This is a genomic window from Rhodococcus sp. 05-339-2 (assembly GCF_002258965.1).
Taxonomy (GTDB): Bacteria; Actinomycetota; Actinomycetes; order Mycobacteriales; family Mycobacteriaceae; genus Rhodococcoides.
The window spans coordinates 93,824-111,207 of sequence record NZ_NOYW01000014.1; the positions used below are offsets into that span (position 1 = coordinate 93,824).

General features: G+C 61.8%; 16 protein-coding genes and 1 pseudogene. 10 read left to right on the plus strand and 7 right to left on the minus strand.

From position 1 onward, the window contains the following. The first annotated feature begins 290 nt into the window (after positions 1–290). Positions 291–932 (plus strand): hypothetical protein, encoded by a 642-nt coding sequence (locus CH273_RS11265; RefSeq protein ID WP_032394884.1) that lies wholly within the window; start codon positions 291–293, stop codon positions 930–932. 22 nt (positions 933–954) lie between these two features. Further along, positions 955–2,544, plus strand: coding sequence for an alpha/beta hydrolase (locus CH273_RS11270; RefSeq protein ID WP_052049391.1), 1,590 nt, complete (start codon positions 955–957; stop codon positions 2,542–2,544). Between the two features lie 432 nt (positions 2,545–2,976). Here CH273_RS11270 and CH273_RS11275 read toward each other — a convergent pair whose 3' ends face one another. Further along, positions 2,977–3,672, minus strand: coding sequence for a GntR family transcriptional regulator (locus CH273_RS11275; protein ID WP_032394885.1), 696 nt, complete (start codon positions 3,670–3,672; stop codon positions 2,977–2,979). A 204-nt stretch (positions 3,673–3,876) separates the two neighbouring features. On the opposite strand from CH273_RS11275, the gene CH273_RS11280 reads away from it, so the two are divergent. The 4 genes and pseudogenes from CH273_RS11280 to CH273_RS11295 form a co-directional block, all read left to right on the plus strand. Beyond that, complete coding sequence (locus CH273_RS11280) at positions 3,877–5,040, plus strand: mandelate racemase/muconate lactonizing enzyme family protein (protein WP_032394886.1); 1,164 nt, start codon at positions 3,877–3,879, stop codon at positions 5,038–5,040. Between the two features lie 184 nt (positions 5,041–5,224). Beyond that, positions 5,225–6,619 (plus strand): cation:dicarboxylate symporter family transporter, encoded by a 1,395-nt coding sequence (locus CH273_RS11285; protein WP_082322424.1) that lies wholly within the window; start codon positions 5,225–5,227, stop codon positions 6,617–6,619. A gap of 122 nt (positions 6,620–6,741) precedes the next feature. Next, entirely contained in the window at positions 6,742–7,713 is a 972-nt protein-coding gene (locus CH273_RS11290) for a phosphoglycerate dehydrogenase (protein WP_032394887.1), read from the plus strand. Positions 7,714–7,743: 30 nt separating this feature from the next. After that, a pseudogene (locus CH273_RS11295) lies at positions 7,744–8,013 on the plus strand (WhiB family transcriptional regulator); the annotation flags it as partial. 240 nt (positions 8,014–8,253) lie between these two features. On the opposite strand, the gene CH273_RS11300 reads toward CH273_RS11295, so the two are convergent. The 3 genes from CH273_RS11300 to CH273_RS11310 are packed head-to-tail and all read right to left on the minus strand — an operon-like array spanning position 8,254 to position 11,049. Next, on the minus strand, positions 8,254–9,054 hold the full coding sequence (locus CH273_RS11300; protein ID WP_032394888.1) for a fumarylacetoacetate hydrolase family protein: 801 nt from the start codon (positions 9,052–9,054) through the stop codon (positions 8,254–8,256). A gap of 3 nt (positions 9,055–9,057) precedes the next feature. After that, positions 9,058–10,176, minus strand: coding sequence for a tartrate dehydrogenase (locus CH273_RS11305; RefSeq protein WP_032394889.1), 1,119 nt, complete (start codon positions 10,174–10,176; stop codon positions 9,058–9,060). Between the two features lie 30 nt (positions 10,177–10,206). Next, positions 10,207–11,049: an HpcH/HpaI aldolase/citrate lyase family protein gene (locus CH273_RS11310; protein ID WP_032394890.1), complete on the minus strand. Its 843-nt coding sequence runs from the start codon at positions 11,047–11,049 to the stop codon at positions 10,207–10,209. Between the two features lie 1,030 nt (positions 11,050–12,079). Between CH273_RS11310 and CH273_RS11315 the strand changes: the two genes are divergently transcribed. The 3 genes from CH273_RS11315 to CH273_RS11325 all read left to right on the plus strand — a co-directional run bounded on the left by CH273_RS11315 (position 12,080) and on the right by CH273_RS11325 (position 13,544). Then, complete coding sequence (locus CH273_RS11315) at positions 12,080–12,568, plus strand: hypothetical protein (RefSeq protein WP_032394891.1); 489 nt, start codon at positions 12,080–12,082, stop codon at positions 12,566–12,568. 245 nt (positions 12,569–12,813) lie between these two features. After that, a complete protein-coding gene (locus CH273_RS11320) occupies positions 12,814–13,014 on the plus strand; it encodes a hypothetical protein (RefSeq protein WP_032394892.1) in 201 nt (66 codons plus the stop codon). 23 nt (positions 13,015–13,037) lie between these two features. Then, positions 13,038–13,544 carry a TetR/AcrR family transcriptional regulator gene (locus CH273_RS11325; RefSeq protein ID WP_179275454.1) on the plus strand — a complete coding sequence of 169 codons (507 nt, stop codon included), beginning with the start codon at positions 13,038–13,040 and terminating at the stop codon, positions 13,542–13,544. A 24-nt stretch (positions 13,545–13,568) separates the two neighbouring features. Here the strand turns inward: CH273_RS11325 and CH273_RS11330 are convergent, their stop codons facing one another. The 3 genes from CH273_RS11330 to CH273_RS11340 all read right to left on the minus strand — a co-directional run bounded on the left by CH273_RS11330 (position 13,569) and on the right by CH273_RS11340 (position 15,505). Continuing rightward, positions 13,569–14,138: a winged helix-turn-helix transcriptional regulator gene (locus CH273_RS11330; protein WP_052049393.1), complete on the minus strand. Its 570-nt coding sequence runs from the start codon at positions 14,136–14,138 to the stop codon at positions 13,569–13,571. 27 nt (positions 14,139–14,165) lie between these two features. After that, the gene (locus tag CH273_RS11335; protein ID WP_032394893.1) at positions 14,166–14,669 is read right to left on the minus strand and encodes a PaaI family thioesterase; all 504 of its coding nucleotides are present in this window, start codon (positions 14,667–14,669) and stop codon (positions 14,166–14,168) included. A 119-nt stretch (positions 14,670–14,788) separates the two neighbouring features. Then, complete coding sequence (locus CH273_RS11340) at positions 14,789–15,505, minus strand: TetR/AcrR family transcriptional regulator (RefSeq protein ID WP_082322425.1); 717 nt, start codon at positions 15,503–15,505, stop codon at positions 14,789–14,791. A 78-nt stretch (positions 15,506–15,583) separates the two neighbouring features. Between CH273_RS11340 and CH273_RS11345 the strand changes: the two genes are divergently transcribed. Next, positions 15,584–17,161: an MFS transporter gene (locus CH273_RS11345; protein WP_032394894.1), complete on the plus strand. Its 1,578-nt coding sequence runs from the start codon at positions 15,584–15,586 to the stop codon at positions 17,159–17,161. Positions 17,162–17,384 lie beyond the last annotated feature (223 nt).

A 17,384-nucleotide genomic window follows, 5' to 3' on the forward strand; every position in this document is an offset into this window, starting at 1 on the left:
GTGCGACCCTGCTGTCACTGGCATGGCCGACGACAGGGTCGAATGAACAACGCTCGAAGTACCGCTCGATTACGCGATTGTCGACCACGGCGACTTGCGTTGCGTTCTGTAGAGCCACGACCGACACGACGCTTGGCACCCAGCATCGCTGCGGCCCTGCAGATCCGGGCACGCGCCTGGTTGCTTCTACTCAACATTCGTGTCTGCTTTCCGTGACCATTATTTATCACAGTGTGCTAGCGTCACCAGCGACTATCACGCTGTACTAGTAGAGATCGAGGATCGAGCAGATGGGAATCAAGCAGTGGCGCTACCGCCGCATTCGCGCCGGATCGGGTGAACCGCTCCGCCGGTACCGCTGGTGGCAGATTTTCGGCAGATCGCTCCGGTCGATCACGCTGTCCGCACCCGACGGCACGACGTCGGTCTACGCAGTCGATGTGCGGCACATGGGTGACGCAAAGGACGGTGAGGTGCGCGCTCGCCTCTACGTCGACGGCGCACTGCAGTCGTACGCCAAGATGCCGACCCGCTTCCCAGTCCCCGGAGGACGCATCGAGGTCGCGGCCACCGAATTCGGGCTCAAGCGCTGCCATTACGTGCGTAAGGACGGCACCGAACAGCAGCTGTCTCCCGATCCCGCATCCGCAGAGGGACGCCGCGCTCGACTGCACCACCGGCACCCCGGCCCGAGTCGCGTCATCGGTCTCATCTCGATCCTGCTCGTCATCGGCGGCCTCTGCGTGGAGGTGCCGCAGATCATCGCATCCATCTCTCTCATTCCCCCCATCGCCGACTCGATCGGAACATTCACCTCACCCATCCGACTGCCGCTGCACGTCAACCTGCTCATCGGATTCGCCGCTGTCATCGGCAGCACTGAACGAGCTCTACGGATGCGATCGAGCTGGATCGACGAACTCGCCAGTTGAACCCCACCGAAGGAACACCACCATGACCCCCACAGATATCCGACCGAAGGACGACGAACGACGGCGATGGCCGAAGCCGGCGATTGCGGCCGCCGCCACTGCCACTGCCTCAATGCTCCTGCTCGCCGGATGCTCCGGTGTGGCACCCAACAAAGACGACAGCGCGAACGAGGTGAGCCTCGAACAATTCATGGAGCAAAGACTCGAGTTCGGGGCGTGCGACGCCAGCATCGTGGACTCCCAGCCGCCCGTTCCCGAGATCGTCGAGGCGGCAAAAAAGACGGAATGCGCGATGCTCACGGTGCCGATGGATTACGAGAACCTCGACGGCACGACCATCGAGATCGCCGTCTCGCGCATTTCCGCCACCGACGACAACCCGATCGGCTCCGTCCTACTGAACCCGGGCGGTCCCGGAGCGGCGGGAACTACGCTCGCCCCACTCGTCGATGCCCTGTGGACGGGAGGTCCCATCCCCGAACGCTTCGACATCGTTGGCTTCGATCCGCGCGGAGTCGGTCTCAGCACACCGGCAATCGACTGCTACTCCGATGAGGAGCGCGACGCCGACGCACCCCTGTCGGCTCTCGGCGAGTGGACCGAAGAATCCGCGCGCGCCATCGTCGACAAATGCGCCGACGGCTCCGGAAGAACAGAGGTACTCGCACATCTCGGGACCCGGGATGTCGCTCGCGACATGGATGTGCTCCGCTCCGCGCTCGGCGACGACAAACTGACTTATGCGGGAGTCAGCTACGGCACTCGACTCGGCTCGGTGTACGCCGAGATGTTCCCCGACAATGTCCGTGCTCTCGTTCTCGATGGCGCGGTGGATCCGCTCATGGACACTGCGGATCGCAGGATCCAGCTCAGTGAAGGACTGCAGGCCTCGTTCCAGCGTTTCGCAGACTTCTGCGTGACTCAGGCCGCGTGCCCACTCGGAACCGACCCGGCGCAGGCGACAGCTGCAGCCCAGGAGCTCCTGCAGCCTCTCGCGGATGAGCCGTTGGTGGCCGCTGATGGACGAGAGGTCAGCTTCCTCGCCGCCGGCGAAGGAATTGTCTCCGGCCTGTACTCCGAAGCCAGCTGGCCCGCCATCATCGCGGGGCTGACGGAGCTGAAAGCCGGACGACCCGACGCTCTCCTCGCGATTCGCGACGGGTACTACGGCCGGTCCGACAGTGGGGAGTACAGCAATTCGTTCGAAGCGCTCTTCGCCATCAACTGCCTCGACGAGGAACGGTTCACCGAAGAAGAGATGACCCAGCTCGGCCGCGATCTCAACGAGGCAGTGCCGTTCCTCGACCCCGGATCGTCTCCCCCTGCTCAGGACGGGTGCGAGTTCTGGCCGGCCGAGCCCACGCTCGGATACCCCTACGCCACCGGCATCGACGGGCTTCCCGAGGTGCTCGTGGTCTCGGCCACCGGGGACCCCGTGACGCCTCACGAAGGAGGCATCAGCCTCGCCGACACCCTCGGGGCTCGGTTGCTCACGGTCGAGGCCAACCAGCACGGGACGATCATCTCCGCCAACGCCTGCGTCGACGGAGCGATCGCCGACTACCTGATCGACCTCGAACTGCCGGATGAAGGTGCACGCTGCACCATCTGACCCTGCTGAGCCATCGAGCGGGCCCCGATCCGGTCGATGGCTCAGCCGTACCGGCGCTCAATCACGCGCTACCGCAATCGCATCGGCATGGAACGCCGCGCGCCTCGGCTGCGCGTCACGGATCATTCTCGCTGGGTTCGTGCTTACCGTGGCGGGAACAGTCGCAACTTCTTCGATGAGTGAACTGGACGACAGGGGACTTCGGAATCTCGAGCCGGGTGTGCGACTTCCGAGGACCGCGCGGATCATCATGTCGGCTCGAGATCTTGCCGATCAGCAGCGGCGCTTGGCCACGGGAACCGATCGGGCCGAAAGGACTACTACCGCACTGTCAGCAGATTTTGACGGTGTGCCGCTTCGAGCAATCGCTTTATGTCAGGCACCCTTCGCATACTCGAATGCGCTGCCAGACAACGCATCAGTCCACAATAATCACGCCGACGTTTGACGTAGCTCGTGCTCGCGGCCCTCCAGTGCATCGATGGCGGCCGCCGTCAGGCTCTTCACGATGTGCTGACGCATGAGATCTGCAGCCCCCTGCGAGTCCTGTGCGACAACGAGTTCGAGTATTCGGAAGTGTTCCTGGTGGTCGACGGTGCGCGGCTCTGCACCGGGTGGCAGCTCGAGACCGATCCGTCGATAGCGGTCGGATTTGTCCCACAGGTCATCGAGCAGACGGATCAGGACGTCATTGTGCGACGCCAGGTACAGCGCGCGGTGAAAATCTCGGTGCGCACGCAACGCGTCCTCGCCCCACTTCTGCGTGACCGGCAGTAGCCGTCCCGCGGCCGCACGCATGTCGGCGATGTCTTGGTCTGTTCGCCGATCGGCAGCCAACTCGACCGCTGTTGGATCCAGCGACAGACGAACCTCGAACAGCTGACGCGCTTCCGCTGCGCTCATGGGCGCGATTCGCACGTTCTTGTGATTGTCGAGCTCGATGAGCCCCTCACTGCTCAGCCTTCGTACTGCTTCGCGGATCGGGGTGATGCTCATGTGCAGCCGGTCGGCGAGCTCGTATTGCGCCAGTTTCGATCCTGCGTCGAGCGTGCCCATCAGGATCATGGCGCGCAGCTCGGCGTAGGCGACTTCACCTTTACTGGAGAAGACATTGGTAGGTGAGGTCACTGCTGGACCTGCCTCTCCGCTGTGAGTACAGCCCGTCTCGGCCGCTCTTCGGTCAGGATCTCGATCACTCGATGCTACACCCGCGGCCCCAAGCTCTTATAAGATGCCCGATGCAACTTCCGAAATCTTATAAGAAATTGTTGTGTTCGCCACCACTCTGCACTACCGTCACTTACACCTTATAAGATATGAGAAAGGCGCAGTATGAAGATCATCTCGGTACACGAGGGCATCGTCCCGATCAGCTCCTCGATCCGAAACGCGTGGATCGACTTCTCCAAGATGGACTGCTCGATCGTGGCAGTCGTCAGCGACGTGATGCGCGACGGCGAACCGGTAGTTGGCTACGGCTTCAACTCGAACGGGCGCTACAGCGCCGGCGAGATCCTCCGCCGCCGTGTCATCCCCCGCCTGCTCGACGCGGCACCCGATGCCCTGCTCGACGCCGAAGGCGAGCTGGACCCCACCCTCGCGTGGGACTTCATGATGAGCAACGAGAAGCCCGGCGGACACGGAGAGCGTTCCGTCGCAGTGGGTGTCGTCGACATGGCACTGTTCGACCTGGCTTCCAAGATCGCCGAAAAGCCGCTCTACCGGTGGCTCTCGGACAAGCACGGTGACGGACAGCCCGATGACTCGGTGTTCGTCTACGCCGCCGGTGGCTACTACGCGCCCGGCAAGACCCTCGCCGATTTGCAGGACGAGATGCGCGGTTTCCTCGATCAGGGCTACGACGTGGTGAAGATGAAGATCGGCGGTGCCGATCTCGCCGAAGACCTCGAGCGCATCGAAGCAGTGCTGGAAGTCCTCGGCGGCGACGGGCAGCGCCTCGCCGTCGATGTGAACGGAAAGTTCGATCTGGCCACCGCCCTCGAATACGGCGCAGCCATCGAGCAGTACAACCTCTTCTGGTACGAGGAGGTCGGTGATCCCCTCGACTACCGTCTCAATGCCGTTCTGACTGAAACCTATTCGGGACGCATCGCAACCGGTGAGAACCTGTTCTCGCTGCAGGATGCACGTAACCTCGTCCGCTACGCCGGAATGCGACCCGATCGCGACATCATCCAGGTCGACCCCGCACTGAGCTACGGACTCACCGAATACCTGCGAATCCAGAAGATGCTCAAAGACCACGGCTGGTCTTCACGCCAGTGCATTCCTCATGGCGGACACCAGTTCTCGCTGCACATCGCAGCAGCGCTCAAGCTCGGCGGCAACGAGTCCTACCCCGGCGAATTCCAGCCCACCGGCGGATTCGCCGACGGGGCGGTGGTCGAGAACAGCCGCGTCGGACTCACCGAGACCCCCGGCATCGGCTTCGAGGGCAAAGCCGCCTTCTACAAGGTGCTGCGCGAATTGCACTGACCACTGCCAGACCGCTTCGACCAAAGCTCCACGCGACGACAGAGCTACGCCGCTACACCAGCCGCTGCGCGGCGTAGCTCTGTCAGTGCTGCACGAAAAACATTCGTAGACAGCAGTTCCGAAACGGTCTTGCACGAGCGGGACCACACTCCCCCACCCTTGCTGCTGTTCAAAGGAGCACCCCATGGCGACCACCCACCTCGACACTCCGAACCACCCGCCCCACAAAACCCCCGAACGCTCGCGTCTCGCTCGGTTGATACGAGAACTGTGGTTCCAGGTCATCATCGGAGCGGTCGCCGGTATCGCCGTCGGCATCTTCCTGCCCGACGTCGGATCGGCACTGAGCCCGCTCAACGATTGGTTCATCGCACTGGTGAAGATGATCGTCGTCCCGGTCGTCTTCTGCGTGGTCTCGCTCAGCATCGCCTCGATGGACAACCTCCGCAAAGCCGGCCGGATCGGTGTCAAGGCAATCGGCTACTTTCTATTCCTGTCGCTGATCTCCATGCTGTTCGGGCTCCTCGTTGCCAATATCTTTCGCCCCGGCGACGGAATGAACATCGACCCCTCAGCACTCGATTCCTCCTCCCTGCCGGTCGACGAGAACTCTTCGGTCTCCGGTATCGAATTCGTCGACAATCTCATCCCCGAATCACTCTTCGGCGCACTCACGGGCCACACGATCCTCGCGGCCTTGCTCGTGTCCATCATCTTCGGTGCAGCACTCAATGTTTCGGGTGAAGCCGGGGCACCCATAACCAAAGGAATCAACGCACTCTCCACCGTCGTGTTCAAGATTGTCTCCTGGGTCATGCGACTGGCCCCGATCGGAACCTTCGGCGCACTTGCTGCAGTCGTCGCCAACTACGGCGCGTCGACGTTGCAGCAGCTCGGCTACCTGATCTTGTTGTTCACCGCGACGTGTGTGGTGTACGTCATCGTCATCCTCGGCGGCATCGCCCGCGCCTGCGGACTGCGGCTCTGGCCGCTGATGAAATTCCTCAAAGCCGAACTGCTCGTAGCGCTTTCCACATGCTCGAGCGAGGCAATCCTCCCTCAATTGATCAAGAAGCTCGAGCACCTCGGAGTCGGAAAGCCGGTCGTCGGCATAGTGATCCCTTCCGGGTTCTCCTTCAACCTCGACGGCTCCGCCGTCTACCTCACCATGGCGTCGCTGTTCCTCGCCCAAGCATGCGGAATCGACCTCAGTTGGCAGCAACAGCTGATCATGGTCGGAATCATGATGCTCACCAGCAAGGGCACAGCCGGCATCGCAGGCGGGGCATTCATCGTCCTCGCCAGCACCATCACCGCCGTCGGACACATCCCCCTCGCGGCACTGGCGCTGATCGTCGGTATCGATCGAATCCTCAACGAGGGCCGCGTTTTCATCAACGTTCTCGGAAATGCCATGGCCACCATCGTGATCGGAAAATGGGAGAACGACTTCGACACCACCCGGGCACGCTCGGTTCTCAATGGCGAGATCGACTACGACCCCAATTACGACCCTGACCGGATTGGCGACTCCACGGTCGCCGAGACGTCGACCGATAAGACCGACGCCCGAGTCTGACATCGGTCGGTCCACCCGCCGGCATTCGACGCTTGACGTCGAATGCCGGCGGCATTCGGCTGTATGTCCCATATCGTTGCACCACAACCGATCTCCACACATGCCACGGAAGGACCGCGCCAGTGGGAACGATCCTCATCACCACCGACTACCTCGTGCCCGGCGACGAGGTAGACCAGCTTTTCCATGCGGCCGGCCATCGAACAGTGCACAGCCCTGCAACCGGTCGACGCGCAGACGGTGAAATGGCCGACCACCTGCTCAGGTGCGACGCAGCGCTGATCGCCAGCGAACCCGTCACCGCAGAAATGATGCGGCCGGCCCGATCCCTGCGCGTCATCGCACGCAGCGGTGTCGGATACGACTCCATCGATGTGAACGCAGCGACTGCGCTCGGCGTCGTCGTGTGCAACACCCCCGGTGCCAACAAGAACGCCGTGGCCGAGATGACGGTCACCCTTTTACTGATGTGCGCCCGAAGGATCGTCGAAACCGTCGACGGCGTCAGGACAGGTCGCTGGCCCCGACACGATACCGGCGAACTGCATGGTGCCACCTTGGGAATCATCGGCCTCGGGCCCAGCGGGCGGGCGGTAGCCGAGTTGGGCCGCGCCTTCGGTATGACCGTGCTGGTCTCGACCGGCCATCCCGCTTCCGAACTCGACGTGAGCTATGTCGATACCGAAGAGTTGTTCTCTCGATCCGACTTCGTCACCCTGCACGCGCGTGCGCAGCCCAACGGCACTCCGATAGTCGACCGCGCGGCGCTCGCCGCCATGAAGCCCTCCGCCTACTTCGTGAACACAGCACGTGGTTCTCTCGTGGACGAACCCGCACTTGTCGACGCGCTGAGGCGCGGTGAGATAGCCGGCGCCGGACTCGATGTATTCGCCCGCGAGCCAGTCGATATGGACAACCCGCTCCTGAGCATGCCCAACGTCGTGTCGCTGTCCCACATGGCCGGGCAGACCCGTCAAGCACGTACCGAAGCGAGCCTGGCTGCCGCCCGCGACATCGTTGCAGTTCTGGACGGCGGGCACCCACGCGGCGCGGTGAACGCTCCTCAGAACACCGGCGGTATGAGCCGCGATTGATCGACGCGACGCGAGCGACGACGACACCGAGTGCAGAGAGGAACCGTCATCCGCAATTCTTTCAAACCCATTGTTCTGCCTTTGCCGATCACCGACGAATGGGAATGGCAACTCGACGCCGAATGCCGCAACGAACAAGCGACTCTGTTCTTTCCACCCACCGGCACGCGTGGTGCTGCACTCGAACTCCTCGAACGCCGAGCCAAGCGCATCTGCAGCCGGTGTCCTGTGCGCCGACGATGCCTCGACTACGCAATCACCAGCGGCGAGCCCTACGGCGTACGGGGCGGGTTGTCGGCATCCGAACATCACCGAGTGCGCGTGAACGAACCGCCGGGGACAGACACCGATGATCCCGCCGCGGTCGCGCAGCGCCCCCAACCCCTTGGACGCACACTCGGTGCGCCTCGTCGGCCCTACCTCAAACCCACACGGATCCGCCCGGACACGACTGCGTCTCGCCGAGCCCGACAGCCGCCAGTAGGCCTCGCACACGATCGTGTGCGGGGCCCTGCACACGGGCTCATGCAGGCAGTGGGTCTACCCGGACGTCACGACGTTTCGAATGAACCCGACGCCATCGATACTGACTTCGATTGTCTGGCCCTCGGTCAGGTACTCGCGAGGTGTTCTGTTGTGGCCGTTGCCGGCTGGCGTTCCGGTGAGAATCACATCACCGACCTCGAGAGTCTTGAACGTCGAGATGAGTGAGATCAATTTCGGCACCGAGAAAATCATCTGGTCGATGCATCCGTCCTGCACCAGAACGCCGTCGATCATCGTACGGATCCGTGCATCGGGCGAAACGTCCTCGTACGGAACGATCCACGGCCCCAACGGAGTGGTGGGATCCCAGGCCTTGCCCTGAAACCACTGTGCGCTCAAACTTTGGAAGTCACGCACGGTCACGTCGTTGGTGACCGTGCAACCGAGAACATGATCTATCGCACTCGATTCCGGGATGCGCCGACCGCGGCGACCGATCACGATCGCCAACTCGCCTTCGGCATCCACCGCCACCGACTCCGAGGGCATCTCGATCGGATCGTATGCGCCGACCAGACAGGACACGAATTTCGTGAAGAAGACCGGGTAGGCGGGGGCTGCACCGCCGACGGGGAGGGCATCGTAATAGTTCATGCCCACGCCGATGATCCTCGATGTGTCGGTAACCGGGGGAAGCAGCCTGACATCGGCTGTGGGCACAGATCGGCTGTATTCGGGGTGTGAAGTGCCGCGACGCAGATCGCCTACCAAACCTGCATCGAGGGGGAAGATCGCCGTGTCTCGATGCCACCCGACCGATACCTCGCCGCTGTATTCGTAACGAACGTAAGCCATTTCTCAGGTGCTCATCGGATGCGTTGGGGTCACCGAGCCGGTCGTCAGCCGGATGAACTCTCGGGTGATGTTGTCGCCGAGGGTGTTCGTGGTGGCAGATCCGCCCATATCGGGAGTAAGTGAGTCTCCTCCGTGGGCGAGCACGCTTTCGATTGCGCTCATCACCGCTGCTGCCGCCTCGGTCTCTCCCAGATGATCGAGCATCATCGACGCACTCCAGATCTGCCCGATGGGATTTGCGATTCCCTGTCCTGCGATGTCCGGTGCCGACCCGTGAACTGGCTCGAACAGACTCGGGAACGTCCGCTCGGGGTTGATGTTGCCACTCGGGGCAATCCCGATGGTGCCGGTGCATGCGGGACCCAGATCGGAAAGAATGTCACCGAACAAGTTGCTTCCGACGACCACGTCGAACCAATCCGGGTGCATGACGAAATTGGCCGCCAGGATATCGATGTGATACTTGTCGACGCGGACGTCCTGGTATCCGGTGGCCATAGCTTCGACCCGCTCGTCCCAGTACGGCATGGAGATGGAAATTCCGTTGCTCTTCGTCGCCGACGTCAGGTGCTTCTTGGGGCGAGTCTGTGCAAGATCGAACGCGTACTTGAGAATTCGGTCGACTCCCGTGCGGGTCATCACCGTTTCCTGGGTGACGATCTCGCGATCGGTCCCGTCGAAAATCTTACCGCCGATAGACGAATACTCGCCCTCGGTGTTCTCACGTACGACGTAGAAGTCGATATCACCGGGCTCACGGCCAGCGAGCGGGCTCGGCACTCCGGGTAGAAGTTTGACCGGCCGTAAGCTCACGTATTGGTCGAAGTGACGGCGGAACTGGAGCAGGCTCCCCCACAGCGACACATGGTCGGGAACCACTTCTGGCCACCCGACAGCACCGAAGAAGATCGAGTCGAAAGACACGAGCGTGTCGAACCAGTTGTCAGGGAGCATCTGGCCGGTCCGCAGAAAGTAATCGGCGCTGGCGAAGTCGAAATGCTCGAAGTCGAGCGAGAACTCGAACGCCGACGCAGCAGTTCGAAGGACCTTCAGCCCTTCCGGAACTACTTCTTTTCCGATGCCGTCACCGGGAATGACAGCAATGCGATGTGTTGCGCCCATAAGGGGATCTCCGTTCGTGGAAAAGCTCGATCAGACTGATTGAATGCCCAGTGCACGTGCGTGTTCGATCAGGGCCCGCGCTCGCCCGAGACGGGGCGGATCGCTTCCGTCGCGTATCACCGACCCGCGGGACTCGAATTCGGCGAGGAACTCCGCAGCCCAGGTCAGATCCGCGGAGGCGGGGCTCATGGACGTGTTGATCGTCGACAGGTGATCGATACTCACGCACAGCTTTCCCGTCATACCCAGCGCTACGGCGAGAAGCGACTGCTCCTCGACCTCGGACGATTCGACCGAGACCGTCGGCCCGTCGATCGGCCCCGGTAGTTTGCCGATTCGACTGGCAACGACCAGTTTGTTCCTCGGATACGACATCGCGCTGTCGTGTGCGCTTGCACCGGTATCTCGGCGGTAGTCACCACTGCCGAAGGCCAGCCGGAAGGTGCCTCGTGCGCAGGCGATGGCCGTCGACTCCTCGACACCTAGCGCGGACTCGATGAGGGCAATCACGGGGATACGCCCACCGAGGCGATCGAAGGTCTCCGTCACCTGGGAGCGGTCCTCGGTCTTGGCCAGTACGACTCCGCTCAATCCCGGCGAGTTACGAAGCTGCACCACGTCATCCGACCAGTGCTCCGATAGCCGATCGTTGATGCGAACCCATGCGCAATTGTGGCCGAGCCAGTTCGTAACGTGGGTGCGTGCAATCGACTTGAACCGAGTGTCCACGGCGTCTTCGACGTCGGGGATGATCTGATCGGCCGACGCCCGCGCCGCGTCATCGAAGGCATCGGGACGGTTGCCGTTCACCAGCATCCACGACCGCGAGCGCTCCGAGCTCACCCGTGACTGCACACCACTGTGCTGCCGCATCGTCGTGACCTACTTCCTGTCGAGGCCGGATCGGCGAGGTCCGGCCTAACCCGGTCCTGCGCTCCGCTCATCTGAGTCACCATATCGACGTCAGTCTTGCATCTTATAACTTTGTCCGCAAGGCGGACATCGCCGTAAATCGAACCGTGCTGAGCTGGCGTTTCGAACGACAAGGTGCGCGAAATGCAATGTACGTAGGCGACTTCTGAGAACGCTTCGCCGGGGCGTACCTCTCGGCCGCTTAGGCCGACATGCATGCGCAATCCGTTTCAACACAACCGTTTCTATGACCGGACCCGAGATGTCGCGGGTGTCGACGAGGTCAGTCAAATCAAGTTGTGACAGCCTCGTGACATCGAGCCTCACGCGAAGACGACGGTTGAACACAGAACCAGCCCTGAACTGCACGTACGCCAAGATGCGGTGCCGAATAAAGAAGGCTCCCGCGCGGATCTCAAATCCGCTGCCTCGGTCGTCCACTTGGATCCGCGGGAAGCTACCGAAGTCCACGCTACCACCCGAAAAGCACTGTCCCGGTCCAGAAATCTGGATCCATATGGACTCTGGTGCCCCCAGTCGGACTCGAACCGACACTGTGCGAATTTCAAGTCCCTGGAAGTGGATTCACCTGAACGTCTCTGGACTCGATATTTGTTCATGCACAACAGCTTTCGTGCATAACCTTCCGAACCGACCGTAACGACTTGTGACACTCTCGTGACACCCAGCCTCACACATGTTCGAAGCTGCGAACTTTCCTGGCCCTGCACGAACGGCGATGGTCAGGGTGGATGGCTCGATTCAGGTGCTAGCAATTGGCAAGACTTCCTCGACGGCTTCGATTGGCTCCGAACTGCGTATCGTTGCCGCACTTGCGCACACGCAGGTCGCAGACCAAGCAAGACAGAGCCGATGCCTACGGCTCAGGCAAGTCCGAGCGCACCAGCCGAACCCCCAGCAAGGGAGCTGAAAGTTGCCCGCTCAGCTGTAGCCGGCCAGCGGGAGGTAAGCGCCCCGTACCGTTCACGAGATGCGTCTGATGAAAGTGGCCACCCCGCTCGTCGTCGCGGTGGTGGTAGCTGGCTGCGGCAACCTGATCGACGCCGAAATCATCGGCAAAACGGGGCTCACTCGTAGCGCGGACGGCTCCGTGGTGATTTTGATCAACGTGTGTACCGACAGTGTCGATCACGTCGGCGTCTACGGAAGCCGAAACGGACTTGCCCAGGACCAGCAGAACACAACCCTCGGTGAGCTGCACGCATCGAAGCCGCAATCGGGGTCCGTTCAAATATCCCTGGCTGCGCCCGAATCTCCCTGGACGGCCGACCCCGTGGTTCGACTACCCGACGATCCCCGTTCGCTGTTCATCGTCATCGCCTCCACAGACGGTGATACGAGCACGCAAGCTGCTCAAGTCTCGGCAACACGCCATCAGGTCGATGCCTTGCCGCAGGGATTCGTTCTCGTGTCGTCGGCGAAGCCGATTGCCCGATCGGAGTTCGGTAGCTCCTGTTGAGGCCACGATGCCCGGGGAAATACGACGAGTTTTGATATGCAGGGCTACACCTAGGCGCTAGAAAGCGTTGTCCGACAAGGGAGTTCGATTTCATCCGCTCGCACGAGCGCCTCCGCTCACGCAGGGGGGCGTCGACGCCGAGGTGCGCCACTCACTCTGGGCTCAGCGTCCGGCCGAGCTGTTGACTGCCATCCTAAACTGACTGTACATTCGTACAATACGTTCGTACAGAGAAGGAGGAAACCATGGGCAAGCACACTGCGTCACTAGCCGTCGGAGCAGTCATGATCATGGGAGGTTTATTGCTGCTCTTCGCTTTCCGTGACATAGAGACACCCATCGTTGGGCTTCGTCAGGCCGGTGTCGTAATCGCGGCGCTCGGCGCAATCGAGGTCGCCGTGACCGGTTGGTCGTTGCTCGGATCCAGACGACAGCACGGCAGATGAAGGAAGCTCAACTTCTCGACGGTGTGCTGACAGTGCTGGCCGAACAAGGCATCGGAGCCTTGAGCGTTCGTAGTGTCGCCGCCGCGGCGGGAGTGTCGCCCGCGCAGGTGCAGTACTACTACCGGACGAAGAACGAGTTGGTGCGCGCCGGCTTCGACTATGCAGGAGAGCAGTTCCTTGCGGACGTGGAGGCCGCGGGGCCGGGCACGCTGACGGACTTCGTGAAGCAGTGGCTCCCACTCGACGATCGGCGCGAACGCCGTGCGCTTGTTTGGCTTGCGTATGCAGCCATCTCGGCTGTCGACCCTCAATTGGCTGCAGCCTCAGCGAAGCTCGACTGCGAGATTCGCCAATGGTTCGTCGGCCAGAAATTCTCCGAACTTCAAGCCGCGCAGATCTTCGCGCTGATCGATGGGCTCACCGTGCAGTGCCTGATGCTGCCTCGATCAGAACGGCACGTGCTCGTCGAGCGGACGCTTGAGCCCTACATAGACTCCCTCGCAACAACACTGGGCGAAGGTGCCGTCTGAGCGTAGGCGCGAGATCGGACGTGGTCATGACTGTGCCTCTTTCAGGCCGAAGGTCGGCGGTGTCATCGGTGTTGATTCGAGCCGATCGGCAGGTTCGAGTGCGGCGGCCGTGGCGCGACTGCGGGACCGACGTTGTGCGCGGTTCGCGGGGTCGAGTCGGTCCCGCATGAACTCGGATGCTTTCGGCCCGGAAACGAACTGCGCCTTGCTTTCTGCCAGGGTGCGCCCTGTCCGACGGTCCACGAATACCGGGTCGATGGTCTCCCCTGCCTCGTCCACCAGCACGACCGCACGGTCGTCGTGGTCGATGTGCTTGTTGCCCCAGGCGTAGAGCGCGACGATGACCGGGGTGAGTTCTCGCCCACGAACGGTCGGCACGTACTCGAAGCGAGGCGGACGATTGCTGTATGACCGACGTTCCAACAATCCGGCGTCGACCAAGGATTTGAGCCTGCGTGTCAACATGTTCGGTGCGATACCGAGATTGCGCTCGAATTCGTCGAAGCGGCTGAACCCATCGAGTGCATCACGCAGGATCAGCAGTGTCCACCATTCACCGACCTGTTCGAGCGCGCCGGCAATTGGGCAACCCATGCTGTCGAAACTGCTGCTCGGCACGTATCACCTCGGGGGTATGACGAGCAGAGAACTCGTTCCGGTAGCCACGACGTCACCGTTCTTGTCGACTATGGATCCTTCCGCGAAGATGACCCGGGAACCTCGTTTGACCACGGTTCCAGTGGCGATCAACGGCCCACTCGAATCGAAGATTCCTCGAAGGTAGCTGACGTTCAGATCTATCGATGTGTACCCGGTTCCGGCAGGCAGCGTGGTATGCGCCGCGCATGCGATCACCGTATCGAGCAGAGTGCACGCGAGACCACCGTGCACAGTGCCGATCGGGTTGTAGTGCGCCTCGGACGGAGTGCACTCGAATACCACCTTGCCGTCCTCGACCTCGATGGGATCGAACTGCATCAGCACCGCGATCGGTGGTGGCGGCAACTCGCCCGCCGCCAGAGCCCTCATCACCTCGAGGCCACTCATCTGCGATGCCTCTCGCAACACCGATTTCGGAGTAACCCAGGTGAAAGTCTGTGAACGCTGGTCCTGTCCGATTGTCATATCCGTCCTTCAGCAGTGGCGACGCGCAGTTGAGTAACTATCAAGATGATAGTCAGTATGGCACCGCGTCCCCCCAAGTGCACAGCGACGTTCAGGACTTCGATACCAAATTTCGACAGTCAGATTTCTTCGGATCCATTGCGATCGAATTTTCGATCACGATGCTTCCACCACTCCAAGGCGGTACTCGCGGAGTGCGCGGCATACGTGCGATCTTCCCCGAAACCGACCATGTGGGTAACAGCCATCGGAGCCAGTACAGCGAGTACAGCATCGCCGTGATCATCGAAATGTCCGGCCGCTTCCAGGGATACGAACCCGTGAACCAGGCTCCACAACTGGGCCGCTATCAGCTCGCCGTCCTCCACATCGATTCGACCGGAGGACGCAAGATCCTGGCATGCACGAGCCAGCACCTCGTATGCATCCGAGAACGGCTTTCGCGTCACGGTCGCAGGCGCCGCCGCCCGGTACGTCCCTCGGGTCGAGAGACCGAACATCATGTCGTACAGATGAGGGTTGCCACGAGCCATTCCCCGGACACACAGGGCCATCGAAAACAGCTGAACCTCGGGTTCGACATTCGAGGCGGCAGCGTCGAGAAGTTCCGCACGAAGCATCGAAAATCCGCGATTGACCACCTCGATCAGCAAATGTTGCAGATCACCGAAGTGGTGGTAGACAGCGATCGTCGAAGCACCGGCCTCCTCGCTGATTCGGCGCACCTTCATCTCACCCGGACCATGAACGCGCAGCACCTCGACAGCTGCTTCGACCAGTCGCTCACGCACGGAACCTCGCTGCAGAGCCGACTTCTCGTCTGGGGACCCGACCATCAAACGATGGTGTCACAGAACGAGGTTCACACAGGCAAGACCATTGCAGTCGCTCGCCGTCGCTGCTATAACTTCGTTATGCACCTGGCATCCGCGGTACCTGCACTTCGCTCCGGAAAGACCCTTGCGTTGGTGACGCTGTGTTTCGCGGTCTTCGTCGTCAACGTCTCCACCACGATCGTCAACATCGCATTGCCCACCCTCGTAGGCGATCTCGGCGCAACAACCCGAGATCTCCTGTGGATCGTCGACGCCTTCAATCTCGCGTTCGCAGCACTGGTGCTCGCTGCCGGATCGCTCAGCGACCGATTCGGACGGCGCCTGTTCCTTCTGGGCGGACTGACTTTGTTCGCGATCGCATCGCTGGGCGGGGCATGGAGCAGCGATCCGGGACAACTCATCGCGTGGCGCGCACTGGCCGGCGTCGCGGCAGCGATCGTGTACCCGGTGACGTTGTCGATCCTGACGAACGTGTTCACCGAACGATCCGAGCGGGTTGCAGCCATCGGAATATGGGGCGCAGCGACCGGAGTGTCCGTCGCCGTCGGCCCCGTCGTCGGGGGCGCTCTCATCGAGCACTTCTGGTGGGGATCAATCCTCGTATTCAACGGTGCCGCAGCACTGTTCACACTGCTGATGGCCATCCGAACCACTCCTGACTCACGCGATCCGTCCACGCCTCCGCTCGACAAATCGGGACTGATCCTGTCCACGATGGCACTCGGATCACTGGTCCACGCGATCATCGAAGCGCCCGACCGCGGGTGGGGTTCACGAGCGACCACGCTCGCTTTCGCCTTGGCAGCAGTTCTGTTGACCGTCTTCGTCTACCGGGAGTCACGTGCCCGCCACCCCATGCTCGACGTACGACTGTTCAAGAACATGCGATTCACCGCGGCAAGCGGAGCGGTCACCAGCGCCTTCTTCGCCATGTTCGGTTTCATCTTCCTGGTCACCCAGTACTTCCAATCCGTCCGCAGTTTCGGAGCCCTGGAAACAGGCGTGCGCATGCTCCCGGTCGCGGGAGCACTTGCTGCGTTCTCACTCGTCAGCCCTCGCCTGGCCGTATCCATAGGCAGCAAACTCGTCGTAGCAAGTGGACTCGCGTCGTTGACCGCCGCGTTCGTCTGGATCTCGACCATCGACGCAAGCACCGGATACGGGCAGATAGCCGGGCAGATGGTCCTCCTCGGTGCAGGCCTCGGCCTGATCAGTGCGCCCGCAACCGAGGCCATCATGGGAGTGGTGCCAACCGACAAGGCAGGAATGGGATCTGCCGTCAACGACGCCACGCGGGAGCTCGGCGGGACCCTCGGCGTCGCCGTCATCGGCTCGGTTGCGCTGTCGGTGTACCGCGACAGCCTCGAAGGCACGCAACTACCGCCGGTACTGATGGAGCCCGCCCGGGAATCGGTCGGCGCGGCACTCGCCGCGTCGCAGCAAGCCGCCACCGCCTTCGGAGATGCAGGAACGCGCGCCGCACTCGAACTCTCGGACCTGGCCCGAACCGCATTCGTCGACGGATTCACCACCGGAAGCCTCGTAGCAGGCGTGATCACCGCAGTCGCCGCAGTACTGATCCTGATATTCCTGCCGGCGCACCCCAACCAGCAGCCATCCGACAACGAAAACAGCGAGTCCTCGTTGCTGCAGTGACATCTCCTGCCCCCTGAGGGGGCACGAACGTTCCCCGTCGGCTACTCGTCAGGATGCCTGCGCATCCGATCGCCGCCCGTCCCGTGTCGACTACAGAATCTGGGGAGCCGCGAGAGCCAACGCTTCGAAGTAGCTGTTGATGGCATCGCGATTGTGAGGCAGTGCGCCGATGCTGTAGTGAACCAGGTCGAGTCTCGCTTGACACCTGCCCCTGCGGTGCTCT